The following is an 18,448-nucleotide window of genomic DNA, read 5'->3' on the forward strand; positions in this document are numbered from 1 at the left end:
AAAAGACCGTGCAGGTTTTTCCTTGGATCATATTACCCTATTGGTTGGAGTATGAATTATTTCCTCCTCCTCCAGTTCCAGGTTCGGGATCATTGGGATATTGTCCTGCATCGTCAGGAGCAGGACCGGGTTCAACTCCCGGAGGTGTAGGGCTTCCTCCCTCAACCATTACCATCTCCGTTTCAGACACAGGCTGAAACCCTTTGTTCAATAAATCTTTTATAAAACAACTCCTTTGTTTAGGTTCCTACGCCTAAATCCAAATATTTTTAGTCTTTTAAAAAGGCCTTACTTTAAGTGTACCATACTTTTGCAATATGTCAAGTGTTTCTATAAAATAAACCGCAAGGAACGCCAAGACCGCAAAGGGATATTAAAGATTTGGTTATAAAAACACCCTAAAAAATTCTTTGCGTTCTTAGCGGGCTCTGCGGTTAAATTAATCTCTCGATTCTAACTTTCTTATCTCTTCCAAGCAGGTCTCTAAGGCATCTTTACCGGGGAGATTATAAATATCGGGGGCGGTGCCTGTTTCGTCATGACAAGAGCCGTCAGGGTTGAGACTGTACATGAAATCAAACATTATCAATAAACCGCTATTAGGTAAAACTATATGCATAGGCCAGTGAATGCCTCCGCCAGATCCGCCTGTATTTTCTCCTACTAAAGTTGCAAAACCTATCCTTTTACAAGTATCGGCTAGCTCGTCAGATGCCGAATAAGTTTTTCTACTTATAAGAATCCAGAATTTTTTATCTTTACAAGGTTTATAATTCAATATTGGTCTTACCGCAACATAGTCTTTAATATAAAAAGCCTTATCAAATTTTTCTTTCTCTCTATTACCAATATTCGGCACTTTTGATATATCAATTTTTTTAATACGATTATTTTTTTGAAATAAAATATCTATATAAGGTTTGGTAAATTTATTTTCAGTATATAAGCCGTATTTTTCAAAATAAGTATTTCTTTTTATATTTCCTTCAATTAAATAAACAGCATTTTCAGGAAAACCGCCTTTATTTTCTGAAATATCTATAATTATGTGTTCATAGTTTTCAGTTTGAATAAAAAAATCATTAACAGCCTTTATATATGCCTCTTGTTCATTATATGTTGATTGATAAAAAGAATTAATTTTAATGTAAGCAATATTATTCTCATCGATTATTTTTTTTGTGATAGTCAAATCATATTCATTTTTATTTTTTCCGTATTCTTTTACCACGTTTTCATAAAATTTTGTTATAAGCGGAATATATGATGATAAAACAATGTTGGATTCTTGTTGGTAAAAGTGTTCTTTATAAGCATGTTGTGAAACCGCAAATAAATGTCCAAAGTGTTTCTTTGAGCTAATCTTTTCACATAGAGAATAATAAAAACTACAATACTCGGCTTCAGTTTTTAATTTTTTTAAATCCTCATAAGTTTCATTCTTTATTTGTTTTAAATCGCCTCCAGCTCTTTCACACACTTCAGTAAAAGGATAACCCGTATAAATAAAGTCCCAAAAATATTCATAATCTGCCTTCATTTTTTTATAAGAGATAAAACGCAACGAACCATCTTTTTTTTTGGAAAGAACAACAGAAAATAATAAAAGACAACTAATAAAAAGTATAAAAATACTATTAATAAATAGATTTATTTTCTTCAATACTTATCCTCATATATAGTTCAAACTGACAGAGGCTTCTGCCTCTGTCAAATTCTAGTTGTTATTATTCAATGGAGGAGCAGCCGGAATCTTTACTCCGCCTTTTTTGGGTTGTTTTGGATATTGTCCTGCATCATCAGGAGCAGGACCGGGTTCAACTCCCGGAGGTGTAGGGCTTCCTCCCTCAACCATTACCATCTCCGTTTCAGTTACAGGCTGAAACCCATTGTTCAATAAATCTTTCACAAAAACTACTTTGTTTAGGCTGCTACACCTAAACTTAAATATTTTTAGTCTTTTAAAAAGATCTTACTTTAAGTGTACCATACTTTTGCAATATGTCAAGTGTTTCTATAAAATAAACCGCAAGGAACGCCAAGGCCACAAAGGGATATTAAAGATTTGGTTATAAAAACACCCTAAAAAATTCTTTGCGCCCTTCGCGTGCTTGGCGGTTAAATTAACCAATGACACTTGTTGCTCCATCAAAAGTTTGTCCTCTCCCCTAACTTTTTTATTTATCAATTCCTTTTTAGCTGACTTTCAATTAAATGTATTTCAGCTAAGCAAGTCTCTAAAGCATCTTTATCGGGGAGATTTTTTATATGCGGAGATGTTCCCGTCTCACTGTTACATGAACCGTCAGGATTAAATCCGTAGCCCATATCGCTTTGAATTAGCATATGACTCTTGGGAAGTTTTAAGTAAAGGCGATTTGGTAAAAGATTGAGCCCCTCTCCTCCAGTGTTAGCACCGACTACTGTAGCAAAATTTATATAGGCATCATTTTTATATTTTGCAAAATACGCAAACTGATCTCCAGCAGAAATAGTATCAGGCCCTATCAATATCCATACTCTGCCTTGGAAATTTATTCTTTCTTCAGAAGGCCTTATGGTAAAACCTGAATCGATAGCCGAATCAAATTCTTTTCTGTCTTCCTTATTCAAATTAGCAAAATCGCTATCATCTATATTGTCCTTTGTCCCGAAAGGTTTATCAAAAAAATTATCTTCAAGTATTTTATAAAATTTATTTTTGCTGTTATAAGCAACTAAAGCAAAATATGTGATAGGCTCTTTAATAAGAGGAGCAACTATATACTTACGCCATAGATAGGAATGACCGCCTGAATTTTCACGCAAATCTATAATAAGATGTTTATATCCTTCAAAAGATTTTAATATACCGGTTAAATTTTGAATATAAGCATCATGAGCTCCATAGGGTGAAAAACCTTTTATATTGAGATAAGCTATTGCTTTATCTTCAATTATTCGGCTTTCAAGCATTGCGGCATTTGCCTCGTCAAAGCTGCGTTTATCTACAGGTATCTCGACTCCATATTTTTTTTCTAAGCCTCCGAGCTTATCTTGTTTTAGAGATTGAACCATATTCATTACAGCTTTTTCATAAAAACGGTTTACTTCATCATCCGTATCGTAAATACGCGTGTTTTGAACTTTTCTTGTTTTAGTATCTGTTTGATTAGGGTCATAAATGCTTAGATGCCCTATCTGTCTATTACCTGTTATTCTATTAAACATACCGAGATAAAATAAACAATACTCATATTCATTTCTAGGTTCATTAAGACGATTCAAATACTCTTCCTTAATGTTTTTTAAATCGGCCCCGGCTCTGATACATACATTTTTAAAAGGATAACCGTTTTCAACGAAGTCCCAAACATAATCAAAATCATCTTGCATCTTTTGTTTAGGCATAAAAGTATCTTTATATAAAGCATATTCCTTTTGATATGGAATATAATAAATAAAGATAACGCAAGCTGCAATTCCGGCAAGAACTAAAACTGTGATAAGTGTAAATAATGTTCTTTTATTCATATAAAACCTTTTTTTTATAGACCGCTAGACCTATAAGCAAATAAATTCAATATTATTTTCTATAAAAAAGTATAGCATACTTTATTTATTCGTCAAGTGATGTTTACAAATATTTTATCTATTTTTAATAAACCGCAGCGAACGCCAAGACCGCAAAGGGATATTAAAGATTTGGTTATAAAAACACCCTAAAAAATTCTTTGTGTCCTTTGCGAGCTCCGCGGTTAAAGCGGAGAACTAAAAGCTAAATTAACGAAAAATTTTTAAAATCAAGACTCTTGCATAAAAACATCAAAAATGCTAAAATATCGCACAATTTTAAATGAGGTGAAAAATGATTAGAGGCGGAGATATAGCTAAGGGCACGGTTTTGCTCAATAAGGGAACTCCCTATTTAGTTGTTGAGAGGGAATTTGTCAACCCCGGAAAGGGTGCGGCCTTTGCCCGTGTTAAAATGAAAAATCTGAGAGACGGTTCTGTTTTGATGCAGACTATCAAAACAGCAGACACCGTTGAAGATGCGGTAGTAGATACACACAAGAGTCAGTATCAATACAAGGACGGCGACCAGTTTATGTTCATGGATACGGAGAGTTTTGAATCCATTTCCGTACCCGCCGAAACAATAGGCGACAAGGAACATTATCTAAGAGAAGGCGATGAATACGATATTCTCATCTGGGAAAACGAACCTATCGATGTAAGGATTCCCACAAAGATGATTTTTATTGTAGAGCAAAGCGAAAACTATATAAAGGGAGATACCGTTTCGGGAGCAACAAAACCCATAGTTACCGAAACAGGTCTTGTAGTTCGTGTTCCCCTATTTATTAAACAGGGCGAAAAAATACTTGTAAACACCGAAACTAACGAATATCAGGAAAGAGTTAACAGCTAACCTTTACGGAAAAGGACGGTAATTACGAGACTAAGCCATAATTACCGTCTTATTAAATGAAGCCTAAGCTACTACGGAAGCTGCTTCCGAAAGCTCGTGAATGTAGCCTGTGCGGATGCACATATCAAAAAGATCTTTTTCTATAAAATCTTCACTTACCTTTTGATAACCCTCTTTATCCATACAAATACGCAGGATGTATCCGGCATCGGTTTCTTGCAAAATAGAACAATATGAGGCATCGCCTTGAGTAGTTTTTATCGAATATAATTTCATACTTTCCCTCCGTATAGTACTATTTTCGGTATACAAAATAATACCTTTAGGATATAATGACTCCCATGTATACCGATGCCCATGTTCATATTTTAGATACGATAGAAGAATTAAATTCTCAAAATATAGAAAATCCGATTTTAAAAACCTTTGACAAGGAGATATTTTTTTGTGCTTCTGCAAATGAGTCCGTCCGTTTTGAAATTCAAGAAAAAATATGCAGAGAAAATTCCGAGCATTTTATCCTTTCTTTCGGCATACACCCTCAATGCCCGATAGAAGACGAAATACCATATTTAGAAAAACTTTTAACCGAAAAAAGAATAGCAGCCATTGGGGAATGCGGTTTTGACCTCTTTGACGAACATTATAAAAGCACATTAGAAGCTCAAAAAAAAGTAGGGAAGACCCAACTGGCTTTTGCCCAAAAATCTAATCTCCCCATAGTTGTACACTGCCGAAAAGGAATGCACCTCATATTCGATGATGTAAAAACTCTAAACAAAATAAATGCGGTTATCTTCCACGGATGGGCAGGCTCCGTAACGGAAGCAAGGTCATTTCTAAAAAAAGGAGTAAATGCCTATTTTTGTATCGGTAAGGGTTTGCTCCGAGGGCAAAAAGCCCAGCTTGAAACGGCGGCAAATTTAGAAAAGGATAGAATCTTAACCGAAACCGACGCCCCATACATGAGTCTAAAAGAAGAAAAATTTTCACTTCCCACAGATATAAAAAAAGTGTTTTCGGTTTTTGCAAAATTAAGGTCACAAACCGAGGGACTTTCAAACTATGATGAAAAAACTTATAAAAATTATCTGGAAGAATTAAAAGATTCAATCTTTGAAAATTTTAAAAAAGCATATAATATCAATTTTGACGGCAATTGATTTTTTTTTCATCTTATTTTAAAATAAACCTTATGAAACAATTTATAAGAATTTTTATGGGCGGAGATGTTTGCGGCAACTTAGGTCTTGAAACCTTACAAAAACATTTGCCCTTGATAATAAAAAAAGGAAAAATAGATTTTTGTGTGGTAAACGGAGAAAACACAGCCCACGGTGTAGGAATAAAAGACGATCAAACGGAAGCCTTTTTTAATGCAGGAGTTGATGTTATAACCGGCGGAAATCATACTCTGGAAAGGTTTGAAATCCGTATGAATTTCGGCAAGGACAAAAGGGTTTTACGGCCTCATAATTTTCCATTTGCTCAAGGTTCGGGGCTCGCCCTTATCGAAAAAAACGGAATCAAATACAGCGTAATAAATCTTCAAGGAAGGGAAAACATGAGGGCTATCGACTGTCCATTCCAGTCCATTGATTTTCTTTTCTCTTCGCAAAATGAAAATAATTTATCCGAGTCAATTAACATCATAGACTTTCATGCGGAATCCACAATGGAAAAAGAAGCTTTGGCCTTCTACGTTGATGGCAGGGTATCTGTTTTTGCAGGAACTCATACCCATACCCAAACGGCAGATGAAAGAATCTTACCGAACGGCACGGCCTATATTACCGACCTTGGAATGATAGGAGCCAAAGAGTCCGTAATAGGAGGAAGTCCTTTTATCGCCATCACAAGAACAAAGAGTCAGGTACCTCAGCGTGTAGAAGTGCTTGAAGACGGAGTTGCAATATTTTGCGGTTTAGTTGCAGAGATAGACAGCGAAACAAAAAAAGCCGTTTCGGTAAAAAGAATTCAAATCAGCTCTTAGAAGCATCATAGATCGATTAAACAAATGCTAAAACTTTTAAAAATCTACCTTTCCTGAAATTCCTGCATTTACGTTGAGCAAAAAAGAATTCGATGTTGTAGAAGCCCCTTCCAATTCTGCAAATATTTTTACTTCACCATGTTCCCCTATTTTTGTAGACTGAGAATGTTTAAATGAAAGCTTATACATAAGCCTTCCTATATCTTTGCTCTGTGAAAATTCTAATGATAATCGCTCTTCTCGTTTATCCAGTAATGGTATTTTTGAAAAGCTTTCTATAATCAGACGGGGAAGAGAGCGGCCGCCTCTATACAAAAATATAAAACTGAATTTTTCTTTCCATTCGTCTGTAATAAACTTTCCTGTACCTGTTTTTGCAGCAGTATATAAGAATTCATTTTCAAATCCAAGTTTATCATTTAAAGTAAAGAAAAAATAAAGGCTGTGGATAGAATTAAATCTAAATTTAAAATAATTCTCACCGAATGAAAAACCGAATTTATAAAGTCTGTTTAATTCATCTTGGTCATAAAATTTAAACCAATCGAAATGACCATATTTACCTGAAATATTTAAGCCGGTATACTTAAATAGAAAGTCAATACCATAAATATTTACCGGAGTATTTATTTGTGATGATTGAACTAATCTGGATAAAGACATTCCTAATTCCAAAGGGATGTATAAATCTTTAATAGAACCGCTTATTAATCGAGAAAAATTAAAGCCGTAGGAATTTAGAAAAAAATATGACAAATTTTTATTTGAAGTTTGGATTTGAGAGTTTATTTTTTGATCAAACATATCATAAAAAAAAGGCTTGGAAAAAAGCCAATACTGCGAACCCATACCTAAAAATAATGAATTCAAATCTGCAGCATAAGATACTTGTTTTTCAGCTTCAGTTCCCCGTTTTTCTTTTGTTATCTTCCTTTTAATAATTGGAGAGAAAAACATGCCGCCTGTGTTAAAAGGTATTGAAATCTCAAAACCTGTTTCGTCTATGGAATGTTTTGTTATTTTATTTTTAAAATTTGTCTTTGAAAAAGCTTCAAAGTTAAGCCCCGTTAATCTTATTCCGGTATCTTCTTTACTATTAGGGAAATAATTAAGTAAAAAACTTATACCCCCGTTTCTATCTTCAGCATTTTTTTCCCCTTTGGAATACATGTCGACTAAACTCTTTGTCCATACCGAAGGATAAGAATGTCCTGAAGGATCAAAAACAGTTTTATATTTTTGATTTATAAAAAAATTAAGATGTGTATATATAAGACCAAAGTCAGCAGCAGGAATGATAGGGGAAAGTAATACATTTATTTTTTGCGAAGTATATTCTTTATTATAGTCGATAGAAGTCAAATAATTAATATCAACATACTTTTGAAATATAAGCTTAGACTCTCTTCTTAGAATTTTATCATAACGGTTTACAAAAAAATCTTCCGCTGCCGTAAAAAAATAAACAGGTATTATAATGGAATGACCGTAACTTTCAATAATTTTCGAAGAAGTATTATAAGTCAAAAAATTATTTTTTAAAGATAATGAACCTGCAAGCTTTATTTTCCATATATCTAAAGAAGCTTTTGTCCTTATATTAATATTTGCAGTATTTGTTCCAGCCTCAAAATTTTCTTCAAAATAAAAAGAAGGGTTTGAAATTATAGGTACATCATTTTTAAAAAAAAGATTCCCCATTAGAGCATAATTAAAATAAGATTTATTTTTAAAAGAATAAGTTTGTTCTCCCGGTTTTTTATTCCTATCAGTTTCAGCTTCAAAGCCTAATACGGATCCGGTTTTTATATTTTTATTTTTATAGTCTATTCCTCCCGATAGTTTATAGACATCTATCGGATTTGTTTTCTGTTTTGTAATTTCCCAATCTCCTGAACCCGCAAAAAAGGTTTCTAAACCATTAAGAGGATACCAACGGGCGCCTGCTGCAAACCGAATTAAGCCTGAATCAGAATAAATGAGTCCCTCCTTCCATTGAATCTCTATAATATCATTTGAAAGAATGGGTTCATAAATCGTTAAAATATGACTTGACTCATTATATTCAAAATTAAATATTCTTATTTTATTCTTAAAAACACGGATGCTTCCCGGAATGGATGCATCAGGTAAAACAAAATCAGGAGAAGGCGTATAAGTTTTACATAATATTTTGAAATTTAAATTAGATTCATCCAAATTATTGGGGAGATATATTTTATAATCAGTTTTAAGGAATGGAAACATTTGTTCAGGATTACTAAAGTCATAATATTTATTTGATTGTAAAACCTGAATAAATTTCAGTTTTTGAAAATCACTCAAAAAATTATCCGTCATTTCTATGCTCGCCGTAAAATCCGGGCTCTCATTTTGATTATTTATATCAATAATTACCGAAGAAAAATCAGTCCCTGTTTGAGCTATTTTATATCGTGAGGCAATTTCAAATGGTGAAAATTTTTTCTCTTTTAAAATCAAACAATCTTTTCCAAAAATATTTTTTTTATATGACTCTATTGTCAAGTGGTTATTAATAAAATCAACTATTTCAGTCGCGGCAGGAATTGGACTTAATACAGAAAAATAATCTTTAATCTCACCCAAATATTTATTTGCAATATTATTCGAATCGGAAGGATGGGACTCTAAATCAAAATAATTTATAGCAACTCCTTCAGGATAAGATTTTTTTAAAGATAAAACTTTTAAACGAACATCTACTGAAAACTCATCTTGACTTAAAGAACGCCATTGAGCTCCTTTATAATCTTTTACAAAAACAAAAATCTGTGATCCATATAATCTTTCTACCGGAATATAAAAATGGCAAGCCTTTTGCCACGCATTGATGGAAATTTTATTTTCTACTACTTCGGTATTGCCGTAGTATATTTTAGAGTTATACTCGGAGCTTTCATATCTCAAGACCGTATCGGCTTGCCAATTTTTCCCTGCAAAAACACCCATAATACCGGGGCTTATGAACTTACCGCCGCCTGTATTTATATATCCGTAATTAAGAGGGAATTTTATATTACTGTTACCCGCGCGTATATGTTTTATAGGAGATTCGTCTTTTCCTAAATATCCAAAAGCCAATGAGCTTTTAGTATAATCATCTTTATAAAGAGTTTCAAAATAAAAGCTTTTATTCAGTAAAAGCCACAAAGATAAATTTGCTTTTTGCTTAAAAACACCTTGAAAAGAATTCACCTTTACATAAGAATTAAAGAATTCAAAAGATGAAAGGCCTAAAAATTCTACATCCCAAAAACCATCCAAAAACAGAATGGTGTTTTCCTTATCGAAATTTTTAAAGTATTGCCCAGCCTTATTTTCACCGGTCCTATTTTTTATTAAATTAATTCCATAATCTAAATTTTTAACTTCATCTGCAAAAGAAGGTATAAAACTAAAAAAAATAAACACCATCAAAATTATTTTTTTCATTTATTATTCTCCTCATCTTTTTTAAAAAGGCGGGCAGGTTTTAAAATATTTTTCCCTTCTTTTTTTGTAAGCTGATACATAGCTTCTTCTATTTTTCTTTTTTTTATATTTTTCTCGCTATAAAACAATTCGGCTTGCGCTTCAGGAGCATCAGACTCAACATTCATAATGCACAAGCCCAGCAGCCTTATTGGTGTTTTATTATCGAATTTTTTATAAAAAAGTTCTTTAGCCCGCTCAAATAAATCCTGAGTATCATTAACAACTTCTCCCGTCGATTGAACTGAAACAGTAGTAAAATCATTATAGCGTATTTTCACTGAAACGGTTTTCCCTTTTACCTTCTCATCAAATATCCTATACATAAGTTCAGATGCAAGATAAAACATAACATCATCTATATCAGCATGAGAAAATAAATCATGTTCAAAGGTTCGTTCCGTACTTATCGAATGAGACTTAACATCATCACTAAAAACATCATAAAGCTCTCCCCGTACGGCCTGAAATAAAAAGCTGCCGGATGCATTCCCTAAAATGCTCTGCAAAAGATGTTCACTCGAATTAAGAATTTTTGCAACGGTAGTTAGTCCTGCAGATATAAGCCTTTCTCTGGTCTTCCCTCCTACTCCCCATACATCCTTTAATGAAAGGCTTTTCATAAAATCGATTTCAGCACCGGCGGGCACAATAAAAAGACCGTCAGGCTTTGAGCGCCCTGAAGCAATCTTTGCAATATATTTTGTTTGAGCACATCCAATCGAAACGGTTAAACCGGTTTTCTCTTTTACAGTTTTTTTTAAAAGCAAGGCTGAATCTTTAGGCTCGCCCAATATTTTTTCCATACCGGTCATATTTAAAAAAGCTTCGTCCACGGAAATTTGTTTTATTTCGGGAGTAAAATCTTTAAAAATAGCCATCACCTCTTTTGACTTCTCATGATAACGTCCCATCCTGCCTCTTAGAAAAATACCCGAAGGACAAAGCTTCTTTGCTTGTAAAATAGGCATTGCGGAATGTACTCCGAATTGACGTGCTTCATAAGAACAAGTGGATACAACACCTCTTTCCGACTGACCTCCTACAATTACAGGTTTACCCCGGTATTCCGGATTGTCAAGCTGTTCAACTGAAGCAAAAAAAGCATCTATGTCAACATGAAAGAATACTTTTTCCTTATCCATTTTAAATCTCCGTATCGGGCAATAAATTAAATTCTTTTATTACATGAAAAATCAGCTTCTTATTTTTTAAATTTTCATTGGAAAGTGTAAAATTAGAAATTAAAGGATTGTCATAAAACCAAGCAAGAACTTTTACTTTTAAAACAGAATTTTTTTCTCCTGAAAATCTTATCGAAAAGGGTTCACTTAAATCAAGACCGGAAACAAATTCGGCACTTTTACCTTCATTAAGCTTTTTAAATTCCATATTAGCCTCATAAACAGGAAAACCGTCATCTCTGGTCATAATAACTTTTATAATGGCAGCTTTAATAAGCGGTTTTATATTTATTTCGCTTATAACTCTTTCAAGGTAATTTTTAGATACTGCTTGTATACTTAAAAAATCATCAGCTGTAATGGAGGATAGCTCAGGTAATTCTTTATCTGCATCTAAATTTTTCTGGTCTGTTTTTATACTGGAAAGAATCGAAATATACTTTTTACCGTCTTCGATGTTATATGTAACAAATTCGGTCTTATCCGATACCTTTAAAAAAGAGGGATAAATTAAAACAACTGCAATTGATAATATTAAAAAAAAGAGCGGTATGCTTGTAATTATTTTTGAAAGGTGTTTTATATTAGGATGCTCTTTCTTGAGCTGCATAAAAAATTTTACAAACATTAAACTATAAGGAAGAATAAAAATTGCTGCTAAACCATTGTTGGAATAAAACAAAACATTAATAATATTATCTTTAATAAACAAAATATCATAAAAATAATATGCAAACAATATAATATTTAAAATAAAAAATATAAGCTGGGAATATAATTTTTCAAAATGATATGAGATAAAAGATAAAACATAGATTTCCAAAAGCATAATTGCTAATGATAAATTAACTCCGGAAAAAATAAATATATTAAAAAAGCAAACGATGCTTGCTAAATATCCGTAAATAAAAGCATTATTCGGTAATTTTAAGTATCTGTTTATATATATAAACGAAGAACTTATCAATGCTGCAAATAAAAATTTGATAATAATTGCTATAATAGGCAAAAAGTTAATAGATTCTTTAAATCCGAATTTAAGATAAAATAAAAACAAGCTTACATATTCACCTAAATAAAGAGCAAACATATTGATTATAAAAAATAGAATCGGAACTTTCCAAAGCAATAAAAGATCGCTAATATTTTTTTCTCGTCTTTTTCCAGATAAAAAACTAAATAAGAAAATATAAAATAAAGTCGATAATGTAATTATCAGTATTAAAATAACCAAGTTTTTTTCACTTATAATTTTAAGGCCGAATATTTCTTTTATATTATAATGTTTATCCCATTGAGATGAAATACCATTGGAATAGATGCTTATTAAAGAAAGGAGAGATGGACGTATATCAGCATTTGAAGACAGTTTTATTGCAGGAATATCTTTTTCCAAATATTCAGCCAATATATCATCATTTATTATTCCAAGCCGATATAAAATAATATTATTATATTTTAAATTAAAAGGTATATTTTGTTTTTTTAAAGCAAAATGAATATCCTCAATCATCCATGGAGGAGATGTTTTATTTGCAGCTCCGGGAGTTAAAATAACTTTATCAGATGGCCCATCGGATAATATAAAAACAACTGAGGATTTGCTCTGAGCTATCATTGAAATAATTTTCTGAGTATTTTGATGTTTTTTTATACCGACAGTTTCCGGCAAGTCCGGCGTATCATTATCGGTAATTATAATTATAACACGCAGCTTAAGTATTTCGTGTTCAAGCTTTTTTGCAAAATCTTCCAAAAGTTTTGTAGAGGAAGTAGCTTCATTATTATGCGTACGCGAAGCGGTAAATACAATTACATCCTCAGTATTAGGCCCTATTTCATACACAATATTTTCCGCATAAGATTTTAAGAAGAGAAAAAAAACTAAAACTAAAATAAGTTTGTTTTTCAATTTATTATTCCTTATACATTTAAATCTTTTTCGGATAAAATTGCACCCGTTTTAAACCAAGCTTCTATTTTTCTATAGGAGTTGTTTATTCTTCTTATAATTGCATTTGCTTCTTTTTGTTTTTTTTGCTGAGTTTCCAAATCAGGATGGTATTTTTTGATTAAATGCTTCCATGCTTTTTTACACTCATCTAGCGGCACCCCCGGTAAAACATTTAAAACGGCAAAGTCTTCTATCAATTCTGGAGGAACAGGAATGCGCTTTACGGATTTATCTATCTTAGGAGGCGGTCTTCTTTCTATCCTGCCGCCTATTGTGCGATAACGGCCTCCTGTCCTTTGGGCGGCAGCTTCAAAAGGGTCTTCATCAGATGAAAGAGCATCCCGTAAAAATCCGCCAAGTCCATCATAATAATTTTTTTTGCTCATCTTTTAATCCTTTTTAAGAAAATGCCGTATCAAAAGTCCATCCCCGGCTTTTACCTCTTGTTGTAAAACAGCCCCGATAAAATACTCGAGCATTTCAGGCGATTCTCCTACAGATAAAATTTTTTCGGTACGCAAAACGGCTACATCTTTTTCACTTATTACCGTACCGGCATTTAGATTCTCCAAATAATGAATAGAGCGATTAGTTCTTCCATAGTTGTCTTTTTCTGCCTCGCTTAATTTTTTTTCACCTGAACCTATTACTTCATTTATCAGATTTAAACAGTAACCTAATTTTATTAAGTCATCAATAATCCGTTCTTTATCTTGATATGAGAATTCTTTTAAGAATTTGCACATTTTTTTAAACATTTCAGGTTCTAGGGCAACAGGGTCATCAAGTCCGCTTTCTTGACGTGATAGACAAATATGTTTTTCGATTATAAAACCTCCTGATGCGAGCGTTAAGGCCGGAACTAAAATCGGATCTAAAGAGTGATCGCTTACTCCGCATGCAATGCCGAAAATACTGCTCAAATTTTTTATTACCGAAATATTGTATTCTTTTTCGGGCGCGGGATAAGATGTAATACAGTGAAGGAGAGCTAGACTCAAGTCTTTATTTTCAGAGCGTAAAACATTTAAAGCTTTTTCAATATCTTTTAAAAGAGAAACACCGCTCGATAAAATCATAGGGACATTAAATCGGGAACAATATTTTAAAAGCTGTACATAATTAAGTTCAGGCGAAGCTATTTTTATAAAATCAGGTTCAAGAGAAACAAGCTCTGCTGCAGATCTAAGTCCGAAAGGACTGGCTGAAAACAAAAGTTTTTTTGATCGGCTGTATTCGGCAAGCTCTTTATAAAAGCTTATAGAAACTTCTAAGCTTTTAAAACGCTCATAGAGAGGAATCTTTCCTGTAGGCAAATCCACATATCCGGTGTTAGGATGAAGAATTTCATCTGCATAAACAATTTGAAATTTTACGGCTCTTGCTCCTGCATCTGCAGCTGCATCTATTAAATTCTTAGCTTTTTGAATAGAGCCGTTATGACTTGTTCCTATTTCTGCTATTGTAAGAGGATTTTTTATTGAAAAAACTTCCGGACCGAGCCTAAACTCTTCATATTTAGTATTCATAATATCCGCAAAATATTACATCAAATCTTAAAAAAAAACAAGATGACGCATTGCCTCAAGTTAAATCTAACCGAAAAAATCCGTTCATCACATAAATCATTTAGGTTAGATTTTTACTTGAGTAAATACTGTGTTTGATAATACTGTGCTTGGGCGTTCCACAATTTACTGTAAAGGCCGTCTTCCGCTAAAAGTTCTTCGTGGCTGCCTTCTTGAACTATGAGACCAGCGTCAAAGACCAAAATATGGGAACAAAACTTACAGGAAGAAAGGCGGTGCGAAATATACAGGGAGGTTTTGTTTTTTACAAGACCGTCGAATTTGGAATAGATTTCGGCTTCGGCAATAGGGTCGAGGGCGGCTGTAGGTTCATCCAAGATTATAAGGGGAGCATCTTTATAAAGGGCTCGGGCTATTGCAATCTTCTGCCCCTCCCCGCCTGAAATGTTTACGCCTTCATCATCGAAGTTTTTATAAAGATAAGTTTCCTCCGCATTTTTAAATTTAGAAAGATCGAGACCGGTATTTTTTAAAACTTCCAAGACCTTGAGTTTATCGTAGGCCTCTCCACCCGAAATGTTTTGGGCAAGAGGGAGGGCAAGGAGTTTAAAATCCTGAAAAACTACGGAAAAAAGATTTAGGTATTCTTTATAGTCATATTCTTTTATGTTTTTCCCGTTAAAAAGGATTTCGCCTTCAACAGGGTCATAGAGGCGGCAGAGGAGTTTTACAAATGTAGTCTTACCGCTCCCGTTTTTACCGACTACGGCAAGCCGCTCGCCCTGCCTTAAAGTAAGGTTTAAATTCTTTAAAACAGTCTTTTCGGAATCGGGATAAGCAAAGGAAACATTTTTAAATTCTATAAGAGGCTTATCAAGCGCTTGATAATTGACCGGAGCATTGTTCATACACATTCCGTTTTTTATATCCAAGAAGTCAAACACATCCTTTAAAAATTCCCTATTGTTTTTTGCCTCACCTGCAACCGTAAAGATTTCGGTGAGGGCGGAAGAAAGGGCTGTGATGCTTGCCGCATATTGCATGAGGTTTCCGGCAGGGAAAGCTCCTCCTAAAGCCTTTAGCCCCACAAAGCCGTAAATGATTATTAAAAGAGAGGTAGAAATAAAGGCCGATAAAAAGGCAAAAAAGCCCATCTCTTTTTTAGCATATTGCGAAACCCTTCCGCCCGGCATAAAAATATTACTGGAAGCTCTTATTATGTTACCCTCTTTTTGCTGGCCGTACATACGCACATCCATTGCTCGGTTTTTTTCGTTAAAGAGCCTAAAGAAAAAACTAAACACCCTGTTTCCTTCTGTGGCATCCTCCGAAACAATTGCCCAGTAGGAATCGGACATTGTTTGAAGCTTTGCAGGAATGAGGATTAAAAGTATAATACTAAAAAGAATTACAAAGATAAACAAAGGATTGTTTAAAAAGGCCAATTCAGAACTTTGAACCTTAAAACTAAAAAGGCTTATACTCAATGCAGCCGAAGTAATAATGGAGGTAAGATGAGTAGAACACTTTGGATAGATCCATAGGATTTTTTCCAAGCCCCAGCCTCCGTAATTTGTATTTTGCCATATCCTTGTATAAATTTCATTTGTTTTTGCGGATTCAACATCTTGAAAGTCCATGCTTAAAAATTTTTGAATATAGATATCTTGCAGTTTATAATCAACGCTCCGGCCTTCATAGTTTGCCCATCTTTTAAATAAGGAAGAAACGAACATGCAGACAGCCGTTAAAATTAAGGAGAGTAAAACCAAACTTTTGATTTTTAATAAATCTCCTTTCCCTGAATAAATTAAAACAAGCTCGTTTATAATCCTTGCCGAAAAGAAAATACCTATAAAGGGCAGGAGGCTTGTAAAAACTTTTTCTCCAAACACGGAAATAAAAAACAAAGGAGCCTTTTTAAAGAGAAGCAAAAAAGCCCGCCGATTCAAGCCCTTGTTATGTCGTTTTTTATTATATCCTTTTTCAGTTTTCATCAGATTTCCCCTAAACTTTCAGGCAATTCTTTATCCTGTTCTTCCTTATAATACTTGCTTTGTACTTCAAAAAGATGAGCGTACTCACCGCCCTTTTTTAAAAGAGAATCATGGGTGCCTTCTTCGATTATTTTTCCGTCCTTTATAAAAATAATCCTGTCACAAAAGCGGGTGGAAGCAAGCCTGTGCGAAATAAAGATAGAAGTTTTGTCCTTCGATAAATCGTTATACTTAGTATAAAGCTCATGCTCAGCGATAGGATCCAAGGCTGCCGTCGGTTCATCCAATATTAAAAAGGGCCTGTCATTGTAAAGAGCCCTTGCAAGTAAGAGCTTTTGAGTTTCGCCGCCTGAAAGTTCTACGGCATCAAAGAAGATGTCCTTACAAAGACGGGTTTCTTCTTTTTGGGGAAGAGTTTGAACCTTATCGTAAAGGCCCGAAAGCTTTAGAACCTTTTCAATCCTCTCCTTGTTAATGCCTTCTCGGGTCTGTGCAATGTTTACCGCAATACTGGTAGGCAGAATCGAAAACTCCTGAAAGACCGCACTAAAGCACTTATAGTATTCGCTTCGGTTAAATTCTTTTATATTTTTTTCGTTAAACAAAACCTCTCCTTGAGTAGGATCATAAAGCCCGGTAATCAATTTTACAAGGCTTGTTTTTCCTGCTCCGTTTAAGCCGACAATTGCAAGTTTTTCTTTGGGTTTCAAAGTCAAATTGAACCTATCCAAAACAGGAGTTCCGCCTTCCGAATATAAAAGGCTTACATCTTTTAGCTCGATGAGGTTTTCTTTTTGTAGAGGAACTTTTTCACCTTTTTCAAATAGATAATCTTCTTTAAATTCAAAAAATTCTCTAAGGCGGGAAATATCCAGACTTTGCTTATGCAAAATGGAAAACTGATTTAAAATACCGCTTACCCATTGAGTAAAAGTTCCCGCTGCGGCAAAATAAAGAATAAATTGGGGAACGCTTATATTTTTTTGTAAGACAAGACTTACCAGCCAATAATAAATAAGACCGTTCCGCAAAAAGGTTAAAACAAGGTCTGCAAGGTCGGCAAAAAAATAACGCTTTTCTCCTTTGAGGTGAAAATTGCTGTAAAGCCTTAAATGCTTTTCATATAATTCTTTAAGCCAAGCCTCCATTCCGAAAAGGCGGATATCCTTTGCAAGCTGCTTATTTTTTCCGGTTTGGGTTATGTAGCGTAAATGATTTACATGTTTATTTTCTTCATCACGCCTTTTATACATCCAAGAGCTTACACTGTTGGTAATAAAAAAACTCACACAGGTTGTCAAAAGTGTAATTAAAATTATATTAAGGTTTAAGGAAGCAAGGATAACAAGATAGATGATAAAACAAAGAAGGTATTGGAGAAGTCCCTGCAAGGTAGTCCAAATAGCTTCGGCCGATTCCGAGTTACCGCCGGTAACATCCATCGCCTTATTTTTCTTTGCTTCAAAATCCTTATTATCCAAGTTATTATAGGAAGTGTTCATCGCCTTACTGCCTATCATAAAAATAAGTTCACTCCTAACTCCAATCCGCCCGAATAGATGGTTCGTTCGCAGATAAGAAAGGAGACCGCGTAAAAGCATTAAAGAAAAAGCAAAGGCAAAAATAGTTATTAAAAGATTTTTAATGGAAGCATTGCTTTGAATAAGGCTCAAAACCGCAGGTGCAAAAAATATCGAAATTAAATTATCTCCAACATATAAAATGGATTCCAGCAAAATCAAAACAGGCACCGACTTATATGTCCTAAAAGATGTTTCAAGCATAAACCAAACATTGCTTAAAATGCCGTATTTTATAGGTTCTTCTTTTTTTTCCTCTTTTTCCATAAGGAAAGATGATAACATAAATAGGGAGAAGTGTCAAAGGC

15 protein-coding genes are annotated in these 18,448 nt (G+C 33.8%); 3 read left to right on the forward strand and 12 right to left on the reverse strand.

The window, feature by feature from the left end; all coding sequences use genetic code 11:
• Nucleotides 1-37: 37 nt before the first annotated feature.
• The 4 genes from E4N78_RS10605 to E4N78_RS10620 form a co-directional block, all read right to left on the reverse strand.
• Nucleotides 38-211, reverse strand: a complete 174-nt coding sequence (locus E4N78_RS10605; protein ID WP_255810519.1) for a hypothetical protein — start codon at nucleotides 209-211, stop codon at nucleotides 38-40.
• Between the two features lie 228 nt (nucleotides 212-439).
• Entirely contained in the window at nucleotides 440-1,540 is a 1,101-nt protein-coding gene (locus E4N78_RS10610) for a S41 family peptidase (RefSeq protein WP_255810520.1), read from the reverse strand.
• 177 nt (nucleotides 1,541-1,717) lie between these two features.
• Nucleotides 1,718-1,909: a hypothetical protein gene (locus tag E4N78_RS10615; RefSeq protein ID WP_255810521.1), complete on the reverse strand. Its 192-nt coding sequence runs from the start codon at nucleotides 1,907-1,909 to the stop codon at nucleotides 1,718-1,720.
• Between the two features lie 275 nt (nucleotides 1,910-2,184).
• Entirely contained in the window at nucleotides 2,185-3,513 is a 1,329-nt protein-coding gene (locus E4N78_RS10620; protein WP_255810522.1) for a S41 family peptidase, read from the reverse strand.
• Nucleotides 3,514-3,847: 334 nt separating this feature from the next.
• On the opposite strand from E4N78_RS10620, the gene efp reads away from it, so the two are divergent.
• A complete protein-coding gene (gene efp / locus E4N78_RS10625) occupies nucleotides 3,848-4,411 on the forward strand; it encodes an elongation factor P (protein ID WP_002677419.1) in 564 nt (187 codons plus the stop codon).
• A 63-nt stretch (nucleotides 4,412-4,474) separates the two neighbouring features.
• Here efp and E4N78_RS10630 read toward each other — a convergent pair whose 3' ends face one another.
• Nucleotides 4,475-4,687, reverse strand: coding sequence for a hypothetical protein (locus E4N78_RS10630; RefSeq protein WP_253697408.1), 213 nt, complete (start codon nucleotides 4,685-4,687; stop codon nucleotides 4,475-4,477).
• A gap of 65 nt (nucleotides 4,688-4,752) precedes the next feature.
• Between E4N78_RS10630 and E4N78_RS10635 the strand changes: the two genes are divergently transcribed.
• Nucleotides 4,753-5,574 carry a TatD family hydrolase gene (locus tag E4N78_RS10635; protein WP_255810523.1) on the forward strand — a complete coding sequence of 274 codons (822 nt, stop codon included), beginning with the start codon at nucleotides 4,753-4,755 and terminating at the stop codon, nucleotides 5,572-5,574.
• 32 nt (nucleotides 5,575-5,606) lie between these two features.
• The gene (locus E4N78_RS10640; RefSeq protein WP_255810524.1) at nucleotides 5,607-6,404 is read left to right on the forward strand and encodes a TIGR00282 family metallophosphoesterase; all 798 of its coding nucleotides are present in this window, start codon (nucleotides 5,607-5,609) and stop codon (nucleotides 6,402-6,404) included.
• 36 nt (nucleotides 6,405-6,440) lie between these two features.
• On the opposite strand, the gene E4N78_RS10645 is transcribed toward E4N78_RS10640, so the two are convergent.
• The 7 genes from E4N78_RS10645 to E4N78_RS10675 form a co-directional block, all read right to left on the reverse strand.
• A complete protein-coding gene (locus E4N78_RS10645) occupies nucleotides 6,441-9,857 on the reverse strand; it encodes a hypothetical protein (RefSeq protein ID WP_255810525.1) in 3,417 nt (1,138 codons plus the stop codon).
• Entirely contained in the window at nucleotides 9,854-11,041 is a 1,188-nt protein-coding gene (gene dinB, locus E4N78_RS10650) for a DNA polymerase IV (protein ID WP_255810526.1), read from the reverse strand. The genes E4N78_RS10645 and dinB overlap by 4 nt, the downstream gene beginning before the upstream one ends.
• A gap of 1 nt (nucleotide 11,042) precedes the next feature.
• Nucleotides 11,043-12,992 carry a hypothetical protein gene (locus E4N78_RS10655; RefSeq protein WP_255810527.1) on the reverse strand — a complete coding sequence of 650 codons (1,950 nt, stop codon included), beginning with the start codon at nucleotides 12,990-12,992 and terminating at the stop codon, nucleotides 11,043-11,045.
• A gap of 11 nt (nucleotides 12,993-13,003) precedes the next feature.
• Nucleotides 13,004-13,420, reverse strand: coding sequence for a J domain-containing protein (locus tag E4N78_RS10660; RefSeq protein WP_255810528.1), 417 nt, complete (start codon nucleotides 13,418-13,420; stop codon nucleotides 13,004-13,006).
• Between the two features lie 3 nt (nucleotides 13,421-13,423).
• Entirely contained in the window at nucleotides 13,424-14,563 is a 1,140-nt protein-coding gene (locus tag E4N78_RS10665) for an N-acetylneuraminate synthase family protein (RefSeq protein WP_255810530.1), read from the reverse strand.
• A 113-nt stretch (nucleotides 14,564-14,676) separates the two neighbouring features.
• Nucleotides 14,677-16,560, reverse strand: coding sequence for an ABC transporter ATP-binding protein (locus E4N78_RS10670; RefSeq protein WP_255810532.1), 1,884 nt, complete (start codon nucleotides 16,558-16,560; stop codon nucleotides 14,677-14,679).
• The gene (locus tag E4N78_RS10675) at nucleotides 16,560-18,407 is read right to left on the reverse strand and encodes an ABC transporter ATP-binding protein (protein ID WP_255810533.1); all 1,848 of its coding nucleotides are present in this window, start codon (nucleotides 18,405-18,407) and stop codon (nucleotides 16,560-16,562) included. Before E4N78_RS10675 ends, E4N78_RS10670 begins: the two co-directional genes overlap by 1 nt.
• Between the last annotated feature and the right edge of the window lie 41 nt (nucleotides 18,408-18,448).

Source organism: Treponema denticola, assembly GCF_024400535.1.
In the GTDB taxonomy this organism is placed as follows: Bacteria; Spirochaetota; Spirochaetia; order Treponematales; family Treponemataceae; genus Treponema_B; species Treponema_B denticola_C.

Bases quoted from the DNA above. Each gene is read 5' to 3' on its own strand.
- E4N78_RS10610 (WP_255810520.1), bottom strand. From the start codon at position 1,540: ATGAAGGCAGATTATGAATATTTTTGGGACTTTATTTATACGGGTTAT.
- E4N78_RS10620 (WP_255810522.1), bottom strand. From the start codon at position 3,513: ATGAATAAAAGAACATTATTTACACTTATCACAGTTTTAGTTCTTGCC.
- efp (WP_002677419.1), top strand. From the start codon at position 3,848: ATGATTAGAGGCGGAGATATAGCTAAGGGCACGGTTTTGCTCAATAAG.
- E4N78_RS10630 (WP_253697408.1), bottom strand. From the start codon at position 4,687: ATGAAATTATATTCGATAAAAACTACTCAAGGCGATGCCTCATATTGT.
- E4N78_RS10635 (WP_255810523.1), top strand. From the start codon at position 4,753: ATGTATACCGATGCCCATGTTCATATTTTAGATACGATAGAAGAATTA.
- E4N78_RS10640 (WP_255810524.1), top strand. From the start codon at position 5,607: ATGAAACAATTTATAAGAATTTTTATGGGCGGAGATGTTTGCGGCAAC.
- E4N78_RS10645 (WP_255810525.1), bottom strand. From the start codon at position 9,857: ATGAAAAAAATAATTTTGATGGTGTTTATTTTTTTTAGTTTTATACCT.
- dinB (WP_255810526.1), bottom strand. From the start codon at position 11,041: ATGGATAAGGAAAAAGTATTCTTTCATGTTGACATAGATGCTTTTTTT.
- E4N78_RS10660 (WP_255810528.1), bottom strand. From the start codon at position 13,420: ATGAGCAAAAAAAATTATTATGATGGACTTGGCGGATTTTTACGGGAT.
- E4N78_RS10665 (WP_255810530.1), bottom strand. From the start codon at position 14,563: ATGAATACTAAATATGAAGAGTTTAGGCTCGGTCCGGAAGTTTTTTCA.
- E4N78_RS10670 (WP_255810532.1), bottom strand. From the start codon at position 16,560: ATGAAAACTGAAAAAGGATATAATAAAAAACGACATAACAAGGGCTTG.
- E4N78_RS10675 (WP_255810533.1), bottom strand. From the start codon at position 18,407: ATGGAAAAAGAGGAAAAAAAAGAAGAACCTATAAAATACGGCATTTTA.